Source organism: Micromonospora aridisoli (assembly GCF_056150025.1).
The window spans coordinates 373349-395939 of record NZ_JAXCFK010000003.1 but is presented as its reverse complement, the minus strand read 5'-3'; the positions used below and the strand labels follow the sequence as shown (position 1 = coordinate 395939).

Genomic DNA, 22591 nt, shown 5'->3' with positions numbered 1-22591 from the left:
GGGCGTCGCCGGGCCACCGGAAACATCCGGCCGGCTCGCACCATAAGTTGGGATCATCAACTTTGTCAATCGACGTGGCGCGATATGAAGCCTTCCCGCCCAGGTCGGGGCGGGGTGCCTGAAGCGAGACCGGTCGGCTCGACGTACCAGGGGAGTCGGAGTAGGGCCGACGGCGTCGCGCGGACCGGCGGCCGACGACCCGCCGTCCGAGGACGAGAGGCAGCGGTGCCCGGCGAATGAGCGCGGCCCGGCGGGGTAATCGGCGACGTGGCGGCGGGCGAGGAAGACGTGGGCTGGGCGCGTCGTGCCGCCCGCCGGGTCGAGGCCAGGGTCGCCGGCACGGTCCGCGGCATCAGCCGGCGGGTCGGCTGGCGGGAGCGACGCCGCAGCGTGGAGCTGTACGCCATCCTCGGCGTGCAGGCCGGAGTGGCCGCCGCGCTCGCCTGGACGGTGGCGCACAACCTGCTGCACCATCCGTCACCGGTCTTCGCGCCCACCGCCGCCGTCGGCACCATCGCCGCCGCCATCGGCCGCCGGACCCGCCGTACCGTCGAGCTGCTGCTCGGCGTGCTGGCCGGGATCGTGGTCGGCGACGCCCTGATCGCGTTCATCGGCACCGGCCCGTGGCAGACCGGCACCGTGGTCACGTTGGCCATCCTGCTCGCGCTCACCCTGAGTCGGGGCGGTCAGGTGGTCACCCAGGCCGGCGGTACCGCGGTGCTGATCGCCACTCTCGCGCCGGTCCAGCGCGGACTGGAGGTGCCTCGGATCATCGACGCGGTCATCGGCGGGGTGACCGCCATCGTGGTGGTGGCCGTGCTGCCGGCCAACCCGGTACGCATCATCCAGCGGGCCGCCCGCCCGCTCTTCGCCGCCCTGATCGAGCACCTGCACAACGCCGCAGACGGGATGTCCCGCGGTGACGCCGAGCTGGTGGCCCGGGCCCGGGACGGACTGGGTGGCCTGGACGCCCAGCTCGCCCTGCTCAACGACGCCGTCTCCGGCGCACACGAGGCGGTGGCGGTCTCACCGGCCCGCTGGCACCGGCGGGCCGAGTTCGAGCACTACCAACGCGGTACGCGCTATCTCGACATGGCCGTCCGCGCCGGCCAGGAGATGCTGCGCCGGGCGGCCACCGCGGTCCGCGACGGCGAACCGATCCCGGCCGGGCTGGCGGCCGCAGTGCACTACTTCGGCGACGGCCTGGCGTTGTTGCAGGTCGAGGCCGAGAGCGGGCATCACACGAGGAGGTCCGAGCAGTTGATCCTCAAGGCGGTCGAACGGGCCGCCGAGGCGTACGAGGAGGGGGTCGGTTTCTCCGGCAGCGTGGTGGTCGCCCAGATCCGTACGGTCGCCACCGACCTGCTGCGCAGCCTCGGCTGCCATGACGACGAAGCCAGCCTGGTGGTCCGGCGACGATTCGAGCAGCAACGCGAAATGGCTGACCGGCCAGCCGCCGAGCGGGGGAGGGATTGACCGTCACAGGCCGGCTCAGAGCCGCCCGGCGACCGTCCGGGCCAGCTCGGTCAGCCGCTTCCGGTACGCGGCCGGGTCGTCCAGCCGGACCAGCCGGATGGCCACCCAGACCCCGGCGGCGTGGATGAAGACCGCGCCCTCCTCCAGGTACGCCTCGTCGCCGATTCCGGAGAGCGTCTCGAACTCGTGGTCCAGTTGGCGGTCGACGTCGAGAATCTTCTTGGCCCCGTCGCCCACGTAGACCTCCACCTGCGCCAGCGGGCCCGACACCGGCCCGGTGTACGAGCAGGTCTCGCGGACCGGTACCGCGTCCTCCATGGGGGTGCCCGCCAGCTCCTCGGCGTCGGCCTTGGTGACCAGGGCACAGGGATCGACCTGCGGCGCCTCGGTCGACGGCTCGGTTGCCCCGGTCACCTCGCCGGACGACACCGGCTCCGCCGCCTGGCTCGGTGGTGGTGCGGCGGCCGGTTCGGTGCCGCCGCCACAGGCGGCGAGAGCGGCGACGACGACGGCCGTCGCGGCGAGTTTCAGGTACCTCACGTCGTCTCCTCGTGGCCGGATCGGCGGTCAGACCGCCCCGGGGCACCGGTCGGGCCGGCGGCTGGGAAGTCGACGCTACGACCGCACCGGCGCGCAGGAATCCGGCGTTTCCCTAGGCTTTGGCCGGAACGGCCACCGTGCCTGCGGTCTCCACCGCCGGCCAGCGGTCCGCCCCGCCGACCCGCGCCAGCGCGGCGCCCAGTTCCGCCCGGCGGGAGATGCCCAGCTTGCGGTAGACCCGGGACAGGTTCGTCTCGACCGTCTTCGGGCTGACGAACAGCTCGTCGGCGATCGCCCGGCTGGTCCGGCCCTGCGCGGCGAGCCGGGCGACCCGCTCCTCGGTCGCCGTGAGGTGCGACGGCGCGGGCGGGCGTCCGCCGAGTCGGGCGGCTTCGGCCCGGGCCCGCGCGGCGAAGACCGTGGCGCCGATCGTGTCGAACTCGACCGCCGCGGCGGCCAGTGCCTCCCGGGCCGGACGCTTGCGGCGTGACCGACGGTGCACCACGCCCTCCACCAGCAGGCACCGGGCCCGGTCCAGCGGCAGGACCTCGGGTGGCACCGCGGCGCGGGCGGCGGCCAGATCCGCCAGGGCGGCCGACGGGTCGACGCCACCGGCGCTCTCCAGCAGGGCCCGGCTGCGCGCCAGGCCCAGCAGTGTCCAGGGACGGGGTAGCCGCCGGTGACGCTCCGCCAGCCGGTCCATCGCGTTGCGGGCCGTGGCCAGATCGCCCGCCCCCACGCAGGCCTCGACCCAGTCGGTCTCGAAGCGCTGGGCCAGCGGCTCGGCCAGCCCCATCCGGTCGACCGTCGCGGCGAGTCGGCCGTACCCGTCGGTGGCGTCGCCCATCCGCCCGGCGCAGAGCGCCACGAACGCGCCCAGTTGCAGGTGGATGCGCCGACACCAGTCGTCGTCGAGCCGCTCACCCAGTCGGAGCCCTTCCTCCGCCACCCGCTGTGCCACGTCGAGTCGGCCACGCAACGCATCGAGCAGACCGGCCAGCCAGATCTCCGCGGTCGCCTCGGTACCCAGCAACTCACCGAGTTCGCGGGCCGCTGCGATGTGCCGCTCGGCGGCCGGCCACCGTCCCGCGAGCAGTTCGGTTTCGCCGAGGTGTTTGAGCAGCTCATACTGCGAGGGCTCATCCCCTCGCGCCGCCGCCACCTCCAGCATTGTGCCCAGTCGGGCCCGCGCCCGGGCCGGATCGTCGATCGACTTCCACCAGATCGCCGGGATCGTGCCGGCCACCCACGACGGCTCCGGCCCCTCCATCTCAAGCGCGCGGTCGAGCAACTCGGTACGGGGCGGTTCGCCGGCGCGTACCTCGTTGAAGAACAGATGCAGCAGCGCCGCGGCCAGGAGCGTGCGGTCCCCACCGGGGCCGGCGAGCAGGGCGATGGCCGCCTCGGCGTGCGTTCGCGCCGGGTCGGGGAGGTCGACGAAGAGCGCCAGGTGGGCGTGGATCCGCCCGGCCAGTGGGGAACCCGGTGGGGTGGCCGCCAGCGCCCGGCCGGCCGCCTCGACCGCGGTGCCGCCCGACTCGTCGGCGCTCCACGCGACCACGGCGCGCAGCAGCAGGGCCTCCGCGCGGACGTCGCCGTCGAACCCGGAGGCCACCGCCTCGGCGGCGGCGCGTGCCCCGGGATGGTCCCCGCCGTCGAACCGGCAGCGGGCCGCCGCGAGCATCCGCCGGCCGCGGCTGGTCTCGTCGTCGGCCGGAGTGAGCCGCGCGGCCGACTCGTACAGGTTCGCGGCGGCCTCCGGGGCACCCCGCGCGTGCTGCCGTGCGGCGGCTGCGGCGAGGGCGTCCGCGACCACGGAATCCGGCGTGGTGGTGCACAGCGCCAGGTGTCGGACGCGTTCGTCCGGGTCCGCCACCGCCTCGGCCAGCCGGCGATGCAGGCCGCGCCGGACGCCGGGCGGGATGCCGGCGCGGACCGCCGCGGCGTAGACCGGATGGCAGAACTCCACGCGCAGCGCACGGACCACGAGCAGGCCGGCCTCCTCGGCGGCGTCGAACGCGGTGGCGGCGATTCCCGCCGCGGCCAGGTCCCGCAGCAGCGGCACACCGAGCAGGGCCGAGAGCCGTACGGCGTCCCGACACCGGCTCGGCAACCGGTCGAGCACCTCGCCGAGGAGCTGGTGCATGGACGAGGCCACCGGCAGGTCCTGAGCCGGCTCCGGCGGCTGCGGCAGCCGCTGCACCGCGCGGGCCACCTCGATGGCGACGAGCGGGTTGCCGTCGGCCTCCCGGGCGATCCTGGCGAGCAGCGGGCGACTCAGCGTCGTACCGACCCGCTCCCGCAGGAGGTGGTGCAGGGCACCCACCCCCAGCGGAGCCAACGGCAGCCGGGTCAGCCGTCCGGGGCCGGAGTCGAGCCCGAGCGGCGCGACCCGGATCGTCGGCGCGCTACCGATGCGGCAGCTGACCAGGGTGGACATCCCGGGACCGAGCCGGCGCAGGGCGAACCGCAGCGCCCGTTCGCTCGGCCGGTCCAGCCACGGCGCGTCGTCCACGGCGACCAGCACCGGCCGGTCGGCGGCGAGCGCCGCCTCCAGCAACGAGCGGGTGGCCGCACCGACGACCCGCTCGTCGACGGTCTCGTCGCTGTCGCGAATGAGCAGCACCACCTCGGCCGCGACGCGCTGCGGGCGGGGCAGCTCCACCACCAGATCCGCCAGCGGGCGGAGCAGGTCGGCGAGAGCGGCGAAGGGCAGGTCGGTCTCGCACTCGGTCGGCGCGCAGCTGAGCACCGACCAGCCGGCCTGTGTCGCCTCGGTGACGAGTTCCCGCAGCAGTGCGGTCTTGCCGATGCCGGCCGGGCCCTCCAGCAGCACCGACCCCGGCTCGCGCAGTGCGCGCCAGGCCTGATCGAACACCCCGTCCCGGCCGACGAGCGTACGCCGCATGGTGCGATTCTGGCATCGACTGCGTTGTGGTGGCCATCGTGCGGACGGTGACCCGCCGGCGACGGCCGGTCAGGCGTGCAGGGTGCGACTGGGCGGGATCCCGTAGGTGGCGTGGTAGCGCGCGGTGAACCGGCTGTGGCTGAGGAACCCCCATCGCGACGCGATCGCCGAAACGGTCTCCTGCCGCGGGTCGGCCTGCATCAGGTCGCGATGAGCGCGGTCGAGCCGCACCCGGCGTAGGTGCGCCATCGGGGTGGTGTCGAGGTGCCGGCGGAACGCCAGTTGCAGGGTACGCAGCGAAACCTGGGCGGCGGCGGCGATGTCGGCGGCCCCGATGTCGCGGTCGGCGTACTCCTCGATGAAGGCCGTCGCCCGGCGCAGCGTCGTGGTGGTCGCGGCGCGCCGCTCGGTGGCGGTCGACCAGTTCGCGGCGGTGTTGGGGAAGACCGCCAGGGCCGAGGCCGCCAACATCCGGGCCGCGTTGGCGATGACCAGGGGCTGGCGGTACGCGTACGGGTTGCCCAGCACGACATGGTTCAGGTAGCTCGTCGTGTGCCGCCACAGCCGGGCCAGGGCCGGCGAGGTGGGAGTCAGCCCGGTGAACTCGACCGTCCCCGCCCGCTCGGAGGGGGTGCCGCCGGTGACCCGGTTCAGCAGGGCGGGATTGAGCAGGCACATGGTGAGCGTGCCCGGCAGCCAGTGCATCGAGCAGGGCAGTCCGGGAAGCGCTGCCAGGAAGACATCGCCCGGCCCGAACCGTTCGTTCACACCGGCGCAGCTACGGTCCACGTACCCACTGACGACTTCGCAGACGACGAGGAAGCGCGATGCTTTGACATCGATATCAAGCCGGGTTGACTGGTCCAGCGTCTCCAACCAGAACGAGCCCGCGTCCATCCGGTGATGTCGGAGCCGGTAGCGGACGTGGTCGGCCGCGCGGACGACGACCCTGGTGCGGTAGGCGGTTGCCAGGAAGTCGCGGATCGTCTCCGGGTCGCGACTGTCGAAGCTCTGGGCGGTCGGAACCTTCGTCTTCAAAACGTCTCCATCAACCTGGACGGAGGGCGCGTCGGTACGCCGGGAGGGACCCGACGCCGGACAGGGTGGATCCGGTGAGCGATAAGACATGCAGAGCCAGAATTCCCACCGATGGTATCCACAAAGGAAGGACTCCCATGAAGTTTTCACGGCGTATCCGTCGCGCTCAGGGGAGGTCACTCGTTGCCGATGTCATGGGAGTTTCGTTTTCGGGCTAATTGGTCCGGTCCGCCGTGCGCGCATCGGGCTAGCCGGCGACCGTCCGTGTCCGTGATCATGCGAAGGGTGTCGAAACGAGAGGTAGCTGATCGACAAACGGATGAAGGGGTGGGGTGTTGGAGATCAAGAATCCGACTGACATCGTCCGACTGGCGACGGCTGAGGCACTCCGGCGGATCGCCGGGGAGGCGCTCCTGACCGGCCTCATGGGATCCCGGATGTCCGCCTTCGGCGGCGGTCTACGGGACGTGCTGCACGGCGCTCTGGTGGCGCAGCGGGTGGCGGCACCGACTCGACTGATCGCGCTCTGCCGTGCCTCATCCCTCGGGCCCGACGCCTTCGACCTGCTCGGTCACCACGTGCTGGGTGCGCTGGTCGACTATCGCCCGGGGACGGATGCGCTGGTCCGAGTGGGCGGTGCGCTCGGACTGGCGCGTCGGGAACTCTTCACCGATCCGCGTCCGGCCACGGATGAGCCGCTGCGGGCCCCGGCCCGGGTGGGCCGTCGCAACAACGCCGCCATCCGTTACCGCTCGACCAAGCCGCCGGAGCATCTGCCCTCGCCGCCGAGCTGGACCTGCACCGGCTGCGGGCAGGAGTGGCCGTGCGCGGTCAAACAGAGCCAACTGCTCGCGGAGTTCGGCGGAGCGCGCGCCGCGCTCGCGGTCTACCTGGGCTCCTGCCTGCTCGCCGCCGCCCGGGACCTGCCCGGCCTGCCGCTGGCGCGGGCACGTAACCGCTTCCTCGGCTGGCTGCCACGTCGGCCGTTCTGAGAGCGCCGGGCGCGCGGACGATTCCGCGACGGATACCCGGGACGCACGGCACGACCCGGCCACGACGACGGAGCCCGCCCACCGACTCGACCGGTGGGCGGGCTGAGTTAGGGCACAGGGACTTCGACACAGGCCCTAGTTCGCGGCGGGCTCGGGTGCCCGATCGGCTCCGGTCGAGGTGGCTGCCCCCGGTTCGGTCTGGTCGGACTGCTGGTTGGCCGCCTGACCGGCGAACCAGTCGATGCCGCCCGGCCCGCCGGCCGCCACCGCCGCCGCCGCGCGGGCCACCGGGTCCACCAGCGGCCGTGCGCCCTGCTCCGGTTGCGGGTGACCCGGCCGGCCGGCGTCGACGCCGTTGCGGTCCCGGGCGGTCTGATCGGCACCGTCGGCGAGCGCCCGCTCCGCCTCCGGTCCGGGCCGGTCGGTGTCCACCTCTGCTTCGGCGGCACCCTCGGCCTCGCCGCCGGTTCCCGCGGCGGTGTCCCCGCCGGTCCGGGCGACTCCGGCGCGGGAGCCCACCACCGGGTACTCGGCGGTCTCGCCGCCTCCCGCCGCGGCGGCCATCACCGCCGCGGCCGCCAGGTCGGCGACCCGCTTGGCCTCCCGCTGCACCCGCGCCCGCGTCTCCTTGGCGTGCCGCTCGGCGGCCTCGGCCGCCCGGCGCGCCTCGTCCAGCCGCTGGCCCTCCGCCACGAGTTCGCGGCTGGTCTCCTCCAGCATCTGCCGCAGGCGGTTCAGCTCGGTCTCGGTGGCGTCCTTGGTGCGGCGGGCCTCGTCAAGCTGCTGCTCGGCGTCGTCCAACTCCTCGTGCAGCTGGGCCAGCGCCTGGCGCTGCTCTCCGACCTCCAGCTGGACGGCGTGCAGCTGCTCCTCCGCCGCCGCGGCCTGCTCGTCGCTGAGCTTGCGCACCTCGGCCGCCTGCTCGTCGGCGCGCTTGCGGATCTCAGCGGAGTACTGCTGGGCGTCCGCGATCATCGAGCTGACCCGCTGCTCCGCGGCGGCCCGCTGGGCGGCCAGCTCACGCTCGGTGGCAGCCCGCTGCTCGGCCAGGTCCTCCTCGGCCGCGGCGCGTCGCTCCGCCAGTTCCTCCTCGACGGTGGCCCGCCACTGGGCCAGTTCCTGCTGGCTCTTCGACCGTGCCGCCTGGATCTCCTGGTGGATCTGGGTGCGCGCCGAGGTGGTCAGCGCCTCCGCGGCCGACCGGGCCTGTTCGACCTGCTGGCGGCACTGCTCGCCGATCCGCTGGGCCTCCTGCTGGGCGCGTTCCTGCGCGGCCTCCCCCTCGGCGCGCAACTTGTCGGCCCGCTCGCGGGTCTCGGCCAGTTCCGCGTCGGCCGCCGCCCGCAGCTCCTCGTACGTCTTCTCGTGCTCCGCCCGCCGGCCGGCCAGCTCCTCCTCGAGGTCGGCCAGCGCCTTGACGGTGCGCTCCCGCGCGTTGGCGAGCGTCTTCTCCGCCTCCGCCTGGAGTTTGGTGGCGCGCTGGGTGTGCGTCTCGATGATCGCCGCGGCCTGCTTCTCGGCCAGGTCCAGGATCTGGCCGACCATCGGTCCCACGTCCTGGAAGGTGGCCTTGTCCACTTGCGCCGGTCGCTGCCGTAGCTCGGCCATCTCGACCTGGAGCGCCTGGAGCTTGCCGGTCAGCTCCCGCACGTGCGCCGTGGCCCGGTCCCGCTCCGCCGAAACCGCGGCGAGCCGGCCGTCCACCTGCTCGACGTAGCGTTCGACCTGCCGTTTGTCGAATCCGCGCAGGGCGACCTCGAAGTTCGGCCGCGAGGCCAGGTCGTCGCGGACTGCGAACGGCTCCTCGCCGATGGACATGCCCCATCCTCCGTAGGATCGAAGAGCGCCACGCCGGTGGGCCGGCGGCGGATGACGCGCAACGTTACCGCTGCTCCGACTGCTCTGTCCTCCCACCCCGGTACGGTTTTCCGGCCGCCTCGGATGAAGTAGATCGACTCCTGTCCACCGGTGACGGCGACGTCGTCGAGCTGCGCGAAGACGAACAGCCCCTCGTCTTGACAGTCACTTAGGTTAGGTTAACCTAACCACATGTCGACCGGACTGGCGTCGCGCGACGCCGAGCAGAGCCTACGCGGTGTTGATCTCTGCCTGGGCTATCACGGCACCTCCGTGGTGCACGACGCCGCGATCACCCTGCGTCCGGGTGCGGTGACGGCCCTCGTCGGCCCCAACGGAAGCGGCAAGTCCACTCTGCTACGAGCCCTGGCCCGGCTGCATCCGCTGGGCAGCGGCAGCGTGCTCTTCGCCGACGGCATCGCGGCGGCCGGTCTGCCCGCCAAGGAGTACGCCCGCCGGGTCACCCTGCTCGCCCAGAGCCGACCGATCCCCAACGGCGTCACCGTCCGCGACGTCGTCGGCTACGGGCGCCACCCCTACCGGGGCCGGTGGCGCGCGGAAGACCCGGAGGGTCCGGCCGCCATCGCCCGCGCGATGGAGGTCACCGGCGTCAGCGCGATGGCCGGCCGGCCGGTGGACGAACTCTCCGGTGGTGAGCTGCAGCGGGTCTGGCTGGCCACCTGCCTGGCCCAGCACACCCCGGTGCTGCTGCTCGACGAGCCCACCACCTTTCTCGACCTGCGATACCAGGTCGAGATCCTCGATCTGATGCGAGACCTCGCCGACGACCACGGCGTCGCCGTCGGCGTCGTGCTGCACGACCTCAACCAGGCCGCCGCGGTGGCCGACGAGGTGGTGCTGCTGCACGGCGGCCGGGTCCGGGCCGCCGGCACCCCGGCCGAGGTCTTCACCGAACACGACCTGACCGAGACCTACGGCATCCGGATCGAGGTCAGCACCGATCCGCTCAGCGGGCTGGTGACGACCCGCCCCGTCGGCCGACACCTGGCCCGAGTCCCGGTCTGAGCACAGACCGGGTCACGACACCCACCCGAGAAAGAACATCATGTCCCGTACCCGTGTAACCGCCCTGGTGGCCGCCGCCACCGCGGTGCTGCTGGCCGCCTGCGGCACCACCGAGAACACCACCGAGCCCGCCGCCACCGCTTCCGCGGCCGGTGGCCCGGTCACCGTCACCGACAGCCGGGGCAAGGAGGTCAAGCTCGACGCCCCCGCGACCAAGGTGGTCGGCCTCGAATGGGGCGAGGTCGAGATGCTGGTCAGTCTCGGCGTCATGCCGGTCGGCGTCGCCGACCCCAAGGGGTACGCGACCTGGGTGAGCGCCGCCAAGCTCGACGCGGACGTCAAGGACGTCGGGACGCGGGGTGAACCGAGCATCGACTCCATCGTGGCCCTGCAGCCCGACCTGGTGGTGATGGAGGACGACCGCGGCGCCAACGTGATCACCCAGTTGGAGAAGTACGTCCCGGTCATCGTCACCAAGGGCAGCGACGCCTCGGACAACCTCGGCCGGATGCGCTCCGACCTGAACATGATCGCCACCGCGGTCGGCCGGACCGCCGAGGCGGAGAAGCTGCTCGCCGACTTCGACGCCGCCATCGCCGACGGCAAGAAGAAGATCGCCGACGCCGGTGCCGCCGGCAAGCCGTTCGCCATCGCCGACGGTTGGAAGGAAGGCAGCACGGTCAGCATCCGGATGTTCGGCGAGGGCGCACTGGTCTCCCAGATCGGCATCGCACTCGGCCTCACCAACGCCTGGACCGGCAAGACCGACGAGGCGTGGGGCCTGGGCCAGACCGACGTCGAGGGCCTGACCGTGCTCTCCAGCCCGGACCTGCACTTCTTCTACAACGCCTCGGACGGTGCCGACGTCTTCGCCGACGGCTTGAACAGCAACGCGATCTGGAAGTCGTTGCCCTTCGTCAAGCAGGGCAACCTGCACCGGATGCCCGACGGAGTCTGGACCTTCGGTGGGCCGCTCTCCGGCAAGCAGTACATCGACCAGCTCGTCAACACCTACGCGGTGTGACCATGCTGTCCGCGCCCTCGCGTCCGGAGTCGGCTGTCCAGCCGGCTCCGGCCGGGCGCCCCTCGGCCTCCCGCGTCGTCGGGGTATTCGTCGTCGCCACCGCGCTGCTGCTGGTGGTCGTGGCGGTGCACCTCACCCAGGGCACCTCCGCCGTCGGTGCGTTCGACCTGCTCCGCCTGCTGACCGGTGGGGACGACGAGACCGCCCGGGTGCTCGTCGCCTCCCGGGTGCCCCGGCTGCTCGCCGGGCTGACCATCGGTGTCGCCCTGGGCTTCGCCGGCGCGGCCCTGCAGTCGATCGCCCGCAACCCGCTCGCCTCCCCGGACACCCTCGCCGTCAACGCCGGCGCACATCTGGCCATCGTCTCGGTCGCCGCGTTCGGCATCGCGTTGCCCGCGCTGCCCGCCGGCGGCCTGGCCTTCTGCGGCGGCCTCGCCGCCGCGGGCCTGGTGATGGCGATGTCGGCCGGCGGGCAGGCCGGCACCACCCGCCTCATCCTCGCCGGGTCGGCCACCGCGCTCGCGCTCAGCTCGGTGACCATGCTGCTGCTCCTGCTCTTCGAGCAGGCCACCATCGGCCTGTTCGCCTGGGGCAACGGTTCGCTGGTGCAGAGCGACCTCGGGGCGCTCACCCAGCTCGCCCCCGTGATCGTGGCGGCCGCCGCGGTACTGATGTTGCTCGGCCACCGCCTCGACATCCTCGCCCTCGGCGACGACACCGCCACCGTGCTCGGCATCGACGTACGCCGGACCCGGCTGCTCGTCACCGTGCTCGCGGTGCTGCTCTCCGCCGCGGCGGTCACCCTCACCGGCCCGGTCGGCTTCGTCGGGCTCTGCGCACCGGTGATCGTCCGGCTGCTCGGCCCGCTGGTACCCGGAGTGCACCGGCACCGGATCCTGCTGCCGCTGTCCGGCATCGCCGGCGTCGTCATCGTCCTCGGCTCCGACGTGCTGCTGCGGGCCCTGATGGGCGGCCAGGCCGGCGTGGACATCCCCACCGGCGTGGTGACCACCCTGTTCGGAGCCGGGATCCTGATCTGGCTGGCCCGTCGGCACCGCGACGCCGGCCCGACCCGCCGCCCGCCCGGTGGTCACGCCGCCGTGCGCTCCACGAGTTTCCACCGCACCGTGGTGGCCGTCGCCGCCACGGTCACCGCCGGAGCCGTGCTGCTCGGCATGCTCGCCGGGGACACCTGGCTGCTGCTCGGCGACGTGGTCAACTGGATCAACGGCAGCACCGGGCCGGCGTACACCTTCGTGCTGGACCAGCGGTGGCCGCGCGTCGCCGCGGCGATGCTGGCCGGCGCGGCCCTGGCGGTCGCCGGTACCACCGTGCAGGCGGTCTGCCGCAACCCGCTGGCCGAACCCGGGATCCTCGGCATCACCGCCGGCGCCGGGCTCGGCGCGGTCTCGCTGCTCACCTTCGTGCCGCTGGCGGGTGTCTGGGCCGTCTCCGGTGTGGCCGGGCTCGGCGCGATGCTCGCGTTCGCCCTGGTGTACGGCGCGGCCTGGCGCGGCGGGCTCAGTTCCGACCGGCTGGTCCTGATCGGCTTCGGTGCCTGGCAGGGCGGCATGGCGATGATCACGTTCATGATCGTCGCCTTCGACCCCTGGAACACCGGCAAGGCCCTCACCTGGCTCTCCGGCTCCACCTACGGGCGGACCGCGACGCAGGTGCTGCCGGTGGCGATCGCCCTGCTGGTGCTCACCCCGGCCGTGGTGGCGGCCCGGCGTGAGCTGGACCTGATGGCGCTCGACGACGACACCCCACGGGTGCTCGGCGTCCGGCTGGAACGCACCCGACTGGTCGCCCTCGGCGCGGCGGCACTGCTCACCTCGACGGCGGTCTCCGCCGTCGGCGTGATCGGCTTCGTCGGCCTGGTCGCCCCGCACGCGGCCCGGGCCCTCGTGGGCGGCCGGCACACCCGGGTGCTTCCGGTCGCCGCGCTGCTCGGCGCGGCGCTGGTCAGTCTCGCCGACACCCTCGGCCGCACCGTGATCGCCCCGGCTCAGATCCCCGCCGGGCTGGTCACCGCCATGATCGGCACGCCCTACTTCGTCTGGTTGCTGTGGCGTTCCCGCGCCGCGGCCGCCCCCACCCGGTAAGCGCACCCCCGACCCGGAGAGGCACCATGACCAACACCCTGCCCGTCGCGCCCTGGCGGTTCTTCACCGTCGAGGTCCGCGCGGTACGTCGGCTCAGCCCGTCCTTCGTCCGGGTCACCTTCACCGGCGCGGACCTGGACCGCTTCGCGGACAACGGCTACGACCAGCGAATCAAGCTGGCGTTGCCGCTGCCCGACCAGGTCGGGGTGCACCTGCCGCAGGGACCGGACTGGTACGCGCGCTGGCGGGCCCTGCCGGACCAGGAGCGCAACCCGATCCGGACCTACACGGTGCGCGCCGTCCGGCCGTACCTGAGCGAGGTCGACGTCGACCTGGTGCTGCACGGCGACGGCGGGCCGGCCACCCGGTGGGCCCGCCGGGTCCGCCCCGGCGACGAGATCGCCATCATGGGTCCGGACTCCGCGTACGGCGGTGACCACGGCGGGGTCGAGTTCCGGCCCCCGTCGACCGGGTGCCTGCTGCTGGCCGGGGACGAGACGGCGGTACCCGCGATCAGCGCCATCTGCGAGCGGCTACCGCTGGACGCACGCGGCCGGGTGCTGCTGGAGGTGCCGACGGCCGACGACGCGTTGCCGCTGATCACGCCGCCCGGTGTCGAGGTGACCTGGCTGCCCCGGGGCGGCGGCGCGCACGGCAGCCGGCTGGTCGCCGCGGTGGCCGTCGCCTCGGGCGAACTGCTGGCCGACGTCGCCGGTGCGCCGGCTCCGCAGCCGGTCGACGAGGTGGACGTGGACCGCGAGATCCTCTGGGAGGTGCCGGACGCGCCTGCGACGGCCCCGCTCTACGCCTGGTTGGCGGGGGAGGCCGGGGTCATCCGTACCCTCCGCCGACACCTGGTCACCGAGCGCGGCCTGGACCGACGCGCGGTCGCCTTCATGGGCTACTGGCGCCACGGCCGCCCCGACCCCTCCTGACCCCACCCCACCCCCCGCGATCTTGCACTTTCTGCCCCCGCATAAGCCACGAGAGGCGCATGTCGGCGACCGGAAGTGCAAGATCGCGGGAGTTGGTGGTCAGGGGAGGGGGTGGGAGATGTTGCGGGCGTGGTCGGTGAGGGCGGCGGCTACGACCGTCGCCTCCAGCGGCAGCACCTCCAGGCAACGGCGTACGGCGGTGGCCATCAACGCGTTCGGCACCCGCATGGACAGCGTGCAGTGCGGCACCCACCGGCCCGGCCGGTAGTGCTCCACCAGCGTCACCCCGGCCGCGGTGAGCCGGTCGTGCACCAGCCGGTGGTGGGCCAGCAGTTCGGCGCTGGGGACCGGACCGAGCCACAGCACCCGACCGACGAACTGGCCGGCATGCTGGAACGACAACCGCAACGGCGCCGCCACCGTGGTGCCGGCCAGCGCCGCGGTGACCTGCTCCGGGTCGAAGCGCGGCGCGACCGCGAGCGAGACGTGCGGCCGGTGCCGTTGCTCCAGCAGGGACCGCAGGCTCTGCACCCCCTCGGCCTCCAGGGCGTCCCACAGCACCCGGATCCTGCGGGTGGCGGCGGTGTCCAGGTACAGCTCCAGCGCGGCGACCACGCGATCACTGTAGAGACAGGCGTACGGGCGACCACTCACGGCACGATGACGGCCCGGCCTTCCAGCGTCCCGTCCTGCATCATCCGGTACGCACGCATCGCGTCGTCCAGGCTGAACGTGGTCGTCTTCGGCCGTACCAGTCCGCGCACACCCAGGTCGAGCACCTCGATCAGCTCCGGACGGCTGCCCCAGTAGGTGGTCTGGATGCTGACCTCGTACGGCACGGAGAAGAAGCCGACCGACAGCGTGCCGCCGCCGAGGCCCACGATGCTCAGGTCACCCACGGTCCGGGCGGCGGCGACGCCCAGCTTCAGCGTGGCGTCGGCGCCGACGAAGTCGAGCACGACATCGGCGCCCCGGCCGCCGGTGGCCGTGCGGATCTCCTCGGCGGTGCCTTCACCCGAGCGCATCGTCAGGTCGGCGCCACATTCCTCGGCGAGCCGCAACGCCTCGTCCCGGGTGTCCACGGCGATGATCCGGGCGGCGGTGGTGGCCCTGAGGATCTGCACGCCGACGTGCCCGAGCCCGCCGACACCGATCACCACCGCGGTGCTGCCGGGCGGCAGCTTCGGCCAGGACCGGCGGATCGCGTGGTACGGGGTGAGGCCCGCGTCGGTCAGCGGTGCGGCGTCGACCGGATCGAGTCCCTCGGGCAGCGGGAGCACGTGTCGGGCGTCCGGCACCAACTCGTACTCGGCCATCCCGCCGTCCAGGCCCAGGCCACCGCCACCGCCCGGCACCGGAGCCGCGGCCGGGTTCTCGCAGTAGTTGTCGACACCGACCCGGCAGCGGGCGCAGCGGCCGCAGCCCCAGGGGCCGTAGACCGCCACCGGCTGGCCCACCTCGAGCCCGGTCACGCCGGATCCGAGCCGGTGCACCCAGCCCGCGTTCTCGTGACCGAGGGTGAACGGTGGATTCCAGGGCAGGCCGCCGGCCTCGAAGTCGTGCATGAGGTGCAGATCGGAGTGGCAGGCGCCGGCGGCACCGATCCGCACCACCACCTGACCCGGGCCGGGGGTCGGCTCGTCGACCTCGACCAGCTCCGGTTCCGTCTTCCATGCGGGCAGCCGCAGTGCGCGCATCCCTGTCTCCCGTCGTCGGTGGCCTGCGACGGGCTCCCCGGCAGACGCCGTCCCAAACCGCCGCGTCCGGCCGGGCGGCGGGTCAGCCCGGCGGTGCGGGCAGGCGGCGCAGTGCGGCGTGGGCCATCAGGTGAAAGGCCTGGGCCTCGCTGGAGGTGCCCGGTGCGGTGAAGTCCGGCGCGCCACTGACCCCGGTGACCAGGCCACGGGCGTCGACCCGCCGGTCGGCGGCGGCCAGCAGTTCCCGCGCCGGTGCCGCGTACCCGGACGGCAGCCAGCCGTCGGCGACGCCGGTCAGCATCGCGTAGGCCAGCATCTGTGCCACGTTCGCCTCCCGGAAGGTGGCCGGATCGTCCAGCACGTCCGCGAAGAGCCCGTCCGCGCCCCGGTGCACCAGACAGGCGTCGATCACCTCGCGGGCGTGGTCGGCGAGTTCGTCCCGAACCCCGGGCGGCCAGTCGGCACAGAGCCGCAGCGCCCGGCTGATCCCGGCGACCACCCACCCGTTGCCGGTACCCCAGTGCTGCGGGTGCGTCAGCCGCCCTCGATCGGCGTCCCAACGGGCGGCGTAGAGCCCGGTACGCCGGTCGTGCAGCCGGGTACGGTGCCCGCGCAGTTGCCCGGCGGCGAGCCGAGGCTGCCCGGCCAGGGCCAGCGCCGGCACCACCATGTACACCGTGTCGGCCCAGATCTCCCGGCTGCCGAGCAGGTGGAAAAGCGTCCCGTCGGGATCCCGGGGTGCCTCGACGAGCAGCCAACGCAGCTGTGCCGCCAACGCTTCGGCGTAGCGCGGGTCGCCGGTGACGGTCGCGGCGTACCGCACCGCCTCGACACACGCCGCGCCGTTGACCGCGCCGCTCTCCTCGCCAGCATCCCCCAACCGGCCGTCGCGGTGCTGCCGGGTCACCGCCGCGTCGGCCAGCAGCACCGCCAGGTCGTCGCGTCCCAGGTCGAGGGCGGCGTGGGCGGCGACGCCCTGCTCCCAGGACTGACGTTGCATGGCCAGCAGCGCCATGAGCACCCGGTCCGTGCGGCCGGCATCGTGTTCCGGGCGTCTCACGCCACGGTCCCGCTCGGCTCGGCGACCTCGGCTGCCGCCCCGTCGGGCGCTGCCGCGGTGGCAGGCCCGGGCCGGGTAGGTCCGGCCGGGCCCGGCCGGGCCACGGTCGCCGGGGCGGGCCGTGCCGGTGCGGGCGCCGGCCGGAGCCGGGCGAGCGTCCGGTCGGCACCGACGAACAGCAGGCCGAGCAGCCAGAACACCAGGGCGAGGCCGGCGGCGACGATCGCCACCCCGGCGTAGCCGAGTTCGGTGGCGTCCAGGAACGGATACGGGTAGCGGTCCACCACCAGCCCACGTACCAGTGCGAACGCCAGGTAGCCCAGCGGGAAGGCGAGCCACCACAGGGCGTGCCGCAGCCGCAGCCGGCCCCGCCGGCCGAGCAGTGCCCAGTCGGCGACCGCGAGCAGCGGCACGACGCTGTGCAGGAACTGGTTGCCCAGCGCCTCACCGAGAGCCCGGTCGGGCTGCGGCATGGCGAACGGGCTGGCCGGGTTCGCCAGCACCAGGTGGTAGACCACCGCGGTGATGGTGACGTAGAGGGCGACCGCGCCGCAGAGCGCGGGTGGGGGCTCGCGCCGGCCGCGACCGACCCGCCAGGCCGAAACTCCGGCGACCAGCCCGACAGCGACGTTGCTCTGGATGGTGAAGTACGGCAGCAGGCCGGTCACCGTGGCCGGCCCGAGCGCGGTGAGCACCACACCGGACAGCACGCTGATCACGATCGCCAGGCGGAGCGTCACCGCCGGAAGTCGACGCCGCAGAGTCATTGCGGCACGTTACCAACCGGTAGGCGGGGTCGACAGCGCCCAGCGGTTGCCGATCCGACCGTGCGGCGGTCCACTGAACTACATGGGTGTCATTAAGGTGGGCACGTCCTCGTGGGCCGACCGGACGCTGGTCCGCTCCGGCTGGTACCCCCGCCAGGCCAACACGCCGGCCGGCCGGCTGGGCCACTACGCCGACCGGTTCGGGCTGGTCGAGGTGGACACGTCGTACTACGCGATACCAGCGCCGGAGACGGCGCAGGGCTGGGTCGACGCCACGCCCGACGGATTCACCTTCAACGTCAAGGCGTTCAGCCTCTTCACCGGCCACCCGACACCGGTCGCCACCCTGCCCGCGGACCTTCGCCCGGCCGGTGGCCCGGCCCGGATCCGCCGGCGCGACCTGCCACCTTCGGCGTACGACGAGCTGTGGAGCCGGTTCCGGGCGGCGCTGGCGCCGATCGCGGCGGCCGACCGGCTCGGTGCGGTGCTGCTGCAGTTTCCCCCGTGGCTGGCCCGGGGCGAGGCGGCCCGCCGACGCATCGCGGAACTGGCGTCGCGTTGCCGGCCGTGGCGGGTCGCCGTCGAGCTACGGCACGCCTCCTGGTTCGACGGGACCGCGGCGTTGGAGACGCTCAGCTTCCTCCGCGAGCGCGAACTGACCTTCTGCTGCGTGGACATGCCGCAGGGGCATCCGGACTCGGTGCCGCCGATCCCGGTCGCCACCGCCGACCTGGCGATGATCCGGTTCCACGGCCACAGCAGCGCCTGGACCAGCGGCGACAAGGAGGACCGCTTCCGTTACGCCTACGGCGACGAGGAGCTGCGCCGCTGGTCCGAGCTGCTGGTGGAGCTCGCCGGGCAGGCCGACGAGCTGCACGTGCTGTTCAACAACTGCTGCGCCGGTCAGGCCCAGCGGGACGCGGAGCGGCTGGCCGGCCTGCTCGGCATCCCCGCCCGTCGAGCCGTACCGTCCTGACCGGACGCTGCGGTGGCGTTCACCCGTGCCAGGTTCCCTCCGGACGCATCCCGGTGGCCTCCTCCAGCGCGTTGTCCGGCAGGTCCCCGCCGGCCTCGTCGTCGGGGAAGCTGCGCCGCGACGGCGCCGGGTCCGGCGGAGCGCCGGGACCGGCCGCCGGCGTCGGGTTCGGCTCCACCGAGCCGAACCCGTGCCGCCCGGCCGGCCGGTCCGTCACATCACCGGCACCGGCGCCCGCCGCGCGCCGTTCGCCGCGCCGTCCCTCGGGCACCGCGCTCTCCTCGCTGCCCTCGTTCATTGGCGAGTGCTCGCCGGCGCCCCACGGCGGGTCCGCGTCGAAACCGTCCGTCGTCCCCCAGGGCGCGACACCCTCGGGCCCCCGCTCCTGCCTGTCCCTGTCCGTCATGGCGACCTCGCTGATCGGTGCGCGGTCGCCGGTCCCTTCCGGCGCCCGGCACGTGGGTGCGCTGGCGGTCGTTGGTCCTCCCGCCGTCAGCGGCCGGACATCGTCATCTGCCGGATGGCCCTGGCCGCCGCCATCCCACCGGCACCCTTGCCCATCGTCTTCGAGGCCTGCGTCAGACGGCCCGCCCGGCCGAGCATGCCGCGTAGGACCTGTCCGGGCTTCTGCTGCTCGCCCATGTAGGCGGTGACCACGATCAGGGCACCGGTCAGCGCCGGAATCGCCCACTGCAACATCTTCAACTGGCGTTGGCAGGACGCCACATTGGCCGGCGTCTGCTGGTTCGGTTCGGTGACCCCCTCGACCGACGGCCGGCCGGCCTTGGCCAGCCGCATGCCGAGCAGCCGGCTGTACCCGGTCACCGCGAGAGCGCTGACCGTCAGCGCGGTCTTCACCGTGCTGGCCCGGCCGACCCCGGCCTGGGCGGCCATTCGCGGGCTCTCCGTCACCAGCTCACCGACCGCGCCGGCGAGGTGAGCGCCGATGGCCGCCGCGTTGACCGGTGTCCACCGGTTCCAACCGGTCGAGGCCACCGGAAGTCGTTGGGTCGAGTCGCCGATCCGGGCCGCGGCACCGTTGACGCCGAAGGCACCCATCAGGGAGCCACCGAACCAGGCCGCCAGGCCGAGGTCGTGCATCGAGCGTAGTGCGGTGTGCGTGTCAGACATCTGGTCCCCTTCCACCGTGTCGGGCGCACCGGCTTACCCACGTCTGGCCGGGCTAATCGTCGCGATCGACAGTCTTGCCGCAGGCCGGGGCAACTACCCGCGCCGCCCGGGAAGCGACCGCTGAGCAGACCCGTCCTCGGGTATGTCCGACCCTGATCCATTGACCGGCCGCACTACGCTCGCCGCATGTCGTACCCGGCACCGGAAACGGGCTCGGACCGCAGGCTGGTGTGGGCCCCCGACGAGGTGATCGCCCGCATCGAGCAGGAGGTCCAGCCGCGGGAGAGCCTGCCGAGCAGGGTGGCGATGGCGGCGACAACCGCTTTCGTTCTCACCTGGCCACCGGCCTTCGTCGTGTTCGCAGTCACCACCATCGTCGCGCCGCCTTTCACCGACCATGCCAGTGTCTGGCGGGTCGCCGTCTGGGCGCTGCAGTTCGCCGGGCTGATCGCGATCCTGGCGGCGGTCGGCGCGGTGCGGCGCGCCGCGCCGCGCGAAGCGGACCCGTCGAAGCGGGTGATCGCGCTGCGCATCGCGGGTCATGCGCTGCTGACCAGCTCATGCGCAGGGCTGGTGCTGGCCAACGCCGGGCTCTCCTCCGGCGGGATCGTCACCCTGACGGCTGTGCTCGTGGTGGTGCTGCACCTGCTGCCGATGGGCATCGCAAGGCTGCTGTTCCGGATGCGCCGACGCCGTCAGGCCGGCTCACCGACCTGACGGACCGTCGGGGAGACCTCGGGCGGTCAGCGTACGGGCAGGGTGGTGGCGAAGTCGGCCACCCGAGCGGCCAGCGGCCCGGCGGCGCGTACCCAGGTGAAGTGGTCCAGGGCGGACTGGCCCGGCGCTGCGTACCGCTCCCGGGCGACGGGGGCCCCGGTGAGCTTGGCGCAGAGCCGGTCCAGCGTGGGGTGCGGGGTGTACTGGTCACCGTCGACGCTGATCGCCAGCACCGGGGTGCGGATCCGGCGCACCGCCGCCTCGGCGTCCACCCCGTCCAGTTCGGGGAAGCGTCCGGTGCGGGCGGTGTGCGCCCAGTCGCGGATCACTCCGCGCGCCTGGCGACCGCCGAAGCCCCACCCGGGCCACACCCCGAGCAGCCGGGCGGTGGCGGCGATGCCCTGGGTGTACGGCAGCACCCCGTACCGGCGCGGGCCGGCGAAGTCACGCCAGTAGGGGATGCCGACGGCGATGAGGGCCAGCCCGTCCACCTCGTGTTCGCCGTGCAGGGCCAGGTGCAGCACGGCGGCCTGGCCGCCGAGGGAGTGCCCCAGCAGCAGGGTGCGTCGGCCGTCCAGCCGGGGCTTGAGCGCCGCCCGTACCGCGCCGATGTCGGCGGCCAGCTCCGCGTAGCCGTACCGGCAGGCCCGGCTCGGCCGGGGAGTGCTCTCGCCGGTGCCGCGCAGGTCGGCCACGACCACGGCCAGTCCGGCGGCGCGCAGCGCGGCGGCGAACGGCCGGTAGTAACGGGCCCGGACCCCCATCGCCGGTGCGATCAGCACCACCGGGGCGTCGGTCACGCCGTCGGGCTCCGGGTAGACCTGGACGCCGAGACGGGCGCCGTCGACCTGGACGAACTCCTGCTGGTACTCCACCGTCGCGCTCACGACAACAGGTTACCGGCGGGTAGGTAGCGGGTGGGGGGCGGCCTGCGGCGGCTGGCCGCAGCGGCGTGTGCCCCGGGAACCTCACGGGGTTCCCGGGGCACATCAGGGCCGGTGCGGTCAGGAGACGGTGACCGCCCCGTTCGACGCGCGTACGCAGGCAACCGAGCGGGCGCCGGTGGTGGCCGCGCCGGAGAGGCACTGGCCCAGCACCTGGTGCCCGGCGGCGTTCGGGTGCCACGACTCCTGGCACGTCTGGAAGTAGGTCACGCAGGTGTTGGCGATCCGCTGGATGGCGATCTTGTCCTTGCCGGAGAGGCTGGTCACGAAGGTGCCGTTGGGCGGGTTGTCCATCAACCGGATCGGAGTGGCCAGCGTTCCGGTCGGGCTGTTCGCGTTCTCGCAGAGCCGGGCGCCGTCGAAGGCCCGTTGCACGTTGAGGTAGACCAGGTCGGTGCCGGGGAACTCGGCGGCCAGGGTGTCCCGGGCGGAGCGCACGATAGTCCCGAGGCCCTGGGAGAACCGGTGACCGGGAGCGAGGCTCGCCCGGTGGATCGGGCAGCCGGCCGCGTACCGCTCGGCGCCCAGCGCGCGGAACTTGTCCCGGGTGTCGTCGCGGCTGTCCTCGGTGTGGTAGGTCGGGGCCAGGTCCAGCGGCAGCGGGTTGGTGTAGTCCTGCAACACCACCCGGTGCTGACCGTCGGCGTCCACCTCGCGCAGGGTGGTGAGGATCTGGCGAACCGCCGCGGTGGTCTCCGCCGTGGCGGCGGTGAGCTGGGCGGCGGTGGCCAGGTCGGCGTCGGAGCACGGCTTCTGCTCCACCGGCCCGCCCAGGTACGCCCAGAACTCCCACCAGCCGGTCCAGGCGTCGGCGATGAACCGGTTGGCGCACTTCTCGGCGACCCCGCCGAAGGTGAATGAGCTGTTGTTCGAGCCGAGCCCGATCAGCACCAGGTCGATGTCGTGGGTCTGGGCGACCGCGCGGAGCTGGTCGAGTTGGGCGGCGACCTGCCGGCCGTTCGTCCGCGCCGACGAGGCGGCGGCGATGTCGTGCGGCTGGCCGCCGGAGCAGGCCAGGTTGAACCGGTCCTGGATGCCGGGCAGCGTCGCCTGGTGCAGCGAGGCGTTGGCCGATCGGTGGCAGAAGAAGGCGTTGTTGTTGGGGGCTGTCCACCCCGGGAAGCTCCGCGCGACACCGGTCGCGTCGACCACCGGCTGGTAGGCCCCGGCGCCCTCGCCGCTGATGAAGCTGTCGCCCAGGGCGACGGCGGCCGTGGGGGGTGCGGCCGAGGCGGCGGGGGCCGCGACCGCGGTGGAGAGGGTGGCTGCGGCGACGGCCAGGGCCATCGCGGCGGCGGTACGACGCAACGCGGACATCGGCATCCCCATCCGTTCATGGAAATATGAAAGATTCTCTAGTGCGGTGATGAGATCACGCACGTGTGACGGACGTCAACA

Annotated in this window: 20 protein-coding genes; 8 read left to right on the top strand and 12 right to left on the bottom strand. The window is 73.4% G+C overall.

The window, feature by feature from the left end:
* Positions 1-267 precede the first annotated feature (267 nt).
* Positions 268-1476: an FUSC family protein gene (locus tag SM447_RS08785; protein WP_474572228.1), complete on the top strand. Its 1209-nt coding sequence runs from the start codon at positions 268-270 to the stop codon at positions 1474-1476.
* Positions 1477-1491: 15 nt separating this feature from the next.
* On the opposite strand, the gene SM447_RS08780 is transcribed toward SM447_RS08785, so the two are convergent.
* The 3 genes from SM447_RS08780 to SM447_RS08770 all read right to left on the bottom strand — a co-directional run bounded on the left by SM447_RS08780 (position 1492) and on the right by SM447_RS08770 (position 5962).
* On the bottom strand, positions 1492-2016 hold the full coding sequence (locus SM447_RS08780) for a DUF3558 family protein (protein WP_474572227.1): 525 nt from the start codon (positions 2014-2016) through the stop codon (positions 1492-1494).
* Between the two features lie 112 nt (positions 2017-2128).
* Positions 2129-4924: an AAA family ATPase gene (locus SM447_RS08775; RefSeq protein WP_474572226.1), complete on the bottom strand. Its 2796-nt coding sequence runs from the start codon at positions 4922-4924 to the stop codon at positions 2129-2131.
* 69 nt (positions 4925-4993) lie between these two features.
* On the bottom strand, positions 4994-5962 hold the full coding sequence (locus tag SM447_RS08770) for an AraC family transcriptional regulator (RefSeq protein WP_474572225.1): 969 nt from the start codon (positions 5960-5962) through the stop codon (positions 4994-4996).
* 437 nt (positions 5963-6399) lie between these two features.
* Here SM447_RS08770 and SM447_RS08765 point away from each other — a divergent pair, with 437 nt between their 5' ends.
* Positions 6400-6954 (top strand): hypothetical protein, encoded by a 555-nt coding sequence (locus tag SM447_RS08765; RefSeq protein ID WP_474572224.1) that lies wholly within the window; start codon positions 6400-6402, stop codon positions 6952-6954.
* Between the two features lie 135 nt (positions 6955-7089).
* Here SM447_RS08765 and SM447_RS08760 read toward each other — a convergent pair whose 3' ends face one another.
* Entirely contained in the window at positions 7090-8772 is a 1683-nt protein-coding gene (locus tag SM447_RS08760) for a coiled-coil domain-containing protein (protein ID WP_474572223.1), read from the bottom strand.
* A gap of 231 nt (positions 8773-9003) precedes the next feature.
* On the opposite strand from SM447_RS08760, the gene SM447_RS08755 reads away from it, so the two are divergent.
* From SM447_RS08755 to SM447_RS08740, 4 genes are read left to right on the top strand one after another with little or no spacing between them, the layout of a single operon-like run.
* The gene (locus SM447_RS08755; RefSeq protein ID WP_474572222.1) at positions 9004-9837 is read left to right on the top strand and encodes an ABC transporter ATP-binding protein; all 834 of its coding nucleotides are present in this window, start codon (positions 9004-9006) and stop codon (positions 9835-9837) included.
* A 40-nt stretch (positions 9838-9877) separates the two neighbouring features.
* Positions 9878-10861: an ABC transporter substrate-binding protein gene (locus SM447_RS08750; RefSeq protein ID WP_474572221.1), complete on the top strand. Its 984-nt coding sequence runs from the start codon at positions 9878-9880 to the stop codon at positions 10859-10861.
* A 5-nt stretch (positions 10862-10866) separates the two neighbouring features.
* Entirely contained in the window at positions 10867-12966 is a 2100-nt protein-coding gene (locus SM447_RS08745) for an iron ABC transporter permease (protein WP_474572385.1), read from the top strand.
* Positions 12967-12992: 26 nt separating this feature from the next.
* Positions 12993-13901: a siderophore-interacting protein gene (locus SM447_RS08740; RefSeq protein ID WP_474572220.1), complete on the top strand. Its 909-nt coding sequence runs from the start codon at positions 12993-12995 to the stop codon at positions 13899-13901.
* Between the two features lie 99 nt (positions 13902-14000).
* Here the strand turns inward: SM447_RS08740 and SM447_RS08735 are convergent, their stop codons facing one another.
* The 4 genes from SM447_RS08735 to SM447_RS08720 form a co-directional block, all read right to left on the bottom strand.
* Entirely contained in the window at positions 14001-14516 is a 516-nt protein-coding gene (locus SM447_RS08735; RefSeq protein WP_474572219.1) for a 2'-5' RNA ligase family protein, read from the bottom strand.
* A gap of 35 nt (positions 14517-14551) precedes the next feature.
* A complete protein-coding gene (locus SM447_RS08730; protein ID WP_474572218.1) occupies positions 14552-15598 on the bottom strand; it encodes an NAD(P)-dependent alcohol dehydrogenase in 1047 nt (348 codons plus the stop codon).
* Positions 15599-15680: 82 nt separating this feature from the next.
* On the bottom strand, positions 15681-16658 hold the full coding sequence (locus SM447_RS08725) for a glycoside hydrolase family 88 protein (protein WP_474572217.1): 978 nt from the start codon (positions 16656-16658) through the stop codon (positions 15681-15683).
* Positions 16655-17425, bottom strand: coding sequence for a Pr6Pr family membrane protein (locus SM447_RS08720; RefSeq protein WP_474572216.1), 771 nt, complete (start codon positions 17423-17425; stop codon positions 16655-16657). The genes SM447_RS08725 and SM447_RS08720 overlap by 4 nt, the downstream gene beginning before the upstream one ends.
* Positions 17426-17507: 82 nt before the next feature.
* Between SM447_RS08720 and SM447_RS08715 the strand changes: the two genes are divergently transcribed.
* The gene (locus SM447_RS08715) at positions 17508-18401 is read left to right on the top strand and encodes a DUF72 domain-containing protein (RefSeq protein WP_474572215.1); all 894 of its coding nucleotides are present in this window, start codon (positions 17508-17510) and stop codon (positions 18399-18401) included.
* A gap of 19 nt (positions 18402-18420) precedes the next feature.
* Here SM447_RS08715 and SM447_RS08710 read toward each other — a convergent pair whose 3' ends face one another.
* Both SM447_RS08710 and SM447_RS08705 read right to left on the bottom strand, forming a co-directional pair.
* The gene (locus SM447_RS08710) at positions 18421-18807 is read right to left on the bottom strand and encodes a hypothetical protein (protein ID WP_474572214.1); all 387 of its coding nucleotides are present in this window, start codon (positions 18805-18807) and stop codon (positions 18421-18423) included.
* An 86-nt stretch (positions 18808-18893) separates the two neighbouring features.
* Positions 18894-19532: a hypothetical protein gene (locus SM447_RS08705; RefSeq protein WP_474572213.1), complete on the bottom strand. Its 639-nt coding sequence runs from the start codon at positions 19530-19532 to the stop codon at positions 18894-18896.
* Positions 19533-19718: 186 nt separating this feature from the next.
* Here SM447_RS08705 and SM447_RS08700 point away from each other — a divergent pair, with 186 nt between their 5' ends.
* Positions 19719-20249, top strand: coding sequence for a hypothetical protein (locus tag SM447_RS08700; RefSeq protein WP_474572212.1), 531 nt, complete (start codon positions 19719-19721; stop codon positions 20247-20249).
* Positions 20250-20275: 26 nt separating this feature from the next.
* Here SM447_RS08700 and SM447_RS08695 read toward each other — a convergent pair whose 3' ends face one another.
* Both SM447_RS08695 and SM447_RS08690 read right to left on the bottom strand, forming a co-directional pair.
* Positions 20276-21124, bottom strand: a complete 849-nt coding sequence (locus SM447_RS08695) for an alpha/beta hydrolase family protein (RefSeq protein ID WP_474572384.1) — start codon at positions 21122-21124, stop codon at positions 20276-20278.
* A 129-nt stretch (positions 21125-21253) separates the two neighbouring features.
* Positions 21254-22510 carry an SGNH/GDSL hydrolase family protein gene (locus SM447_RS08690; protein WP_474572383.1) on the bottom strand — a complete coding sequence of 419 codons (1257 nt, stop codon included), beginning with the start codon at positions 22508-22510 and terminating at the stop codon, positions 21254-21256.
* Positions 22511-22591: the final 81 nt, after the last annotated feature.

Coding starts and splice junctions, on each gene's coding strand:
- SM447_RS08755 (WP_474572222.1), top strand. CDS start 9,004: ATGTCGACCGGACTGGCGTCGCGCGACGCCGAGCAGAGCCTACGCGGT.
- SM447_RS08765 (WP_474572224.1), top strand. CDS start 6,400: ATGTCCGCCTTCGGCGGCGGTCTACGGGACGTGCTGCACGGCGCTCTG.
- SM447_RS08775 (WP_474572226.1), bottom strand. CDS start 4,924: ATGCGGCGTACGCTCGTCGGCCGGGACGGGGTGTTCGATCAGGCCTGG.
- SM447_RS08750 (WP_474572221.1), top strand. CDS start 9,878: ATGTCCCGTACCCGTGTAACCGCCCTGGTGGCCGCCGCCACCGCGGTG.
- SM447_RS08720 (WP_474572216.1), bottom strand. CDS start 17,425: ATGACTCTGCGGCGTCGACTTCCGGCGGTGACGCTCCGCCTGGCGATC.
- SM447_RS08705 (WP_474572213.1), bottom strand. CDS start 19,532: ATGTCTGACACGCACACCGCACTACGCTCGATGCACGACCTCGGCCTG.
- SM447_RS08730 (WP_474572218.1), bottom strand. CDS start 15,598: ATGCGCGCACTGCGGCTGCCCGCATGGAAGACGGAACCGGAGCTGGTC.
- SM447_RS08760 (WP_474572223.1), bottom strand. CDS start 8,772: ATGTCCATCGGCGAGGAGCCGTTCGCAGTCCGCGACGACCTGGCCTCG.
- SM447_RS08740 (WP_474572220.1), top strand. CDS start 12,993: ATGACCAACACCCTGCCCGTCGCGCCCTGGCGGTTCTTCACCGTCGAG.
- SM447_RS08700 (WP_474572212.1), top strand. CDS start 19,719: ATGTCGTACCCGGCACCGGAAACGGGCTCGGACCGCAGGCTGGTGTGG.
- SM447_RS08715 (WP_474572215.1), top strand. CDS start 17,508: ATGGGTGTCATTAAGGTGGGCACGTCCTCGTGGGCCGACCGGACGCTG.
- SM447_RS08710 (WP_474572214.1), bottom strand. CDS start 18,807: ATGACGGACAGGGACAGGCAGGAGCGGGGGCCCGAGGGTGTCGCGCCC.
- SM447_RS08690 (WP_474572383.1), bottom strand. CDS start 22,510: ATGTCCGCGTTGCGTCGTACCGCCGCCGCGATGGCCCTGGCCGTCGCC.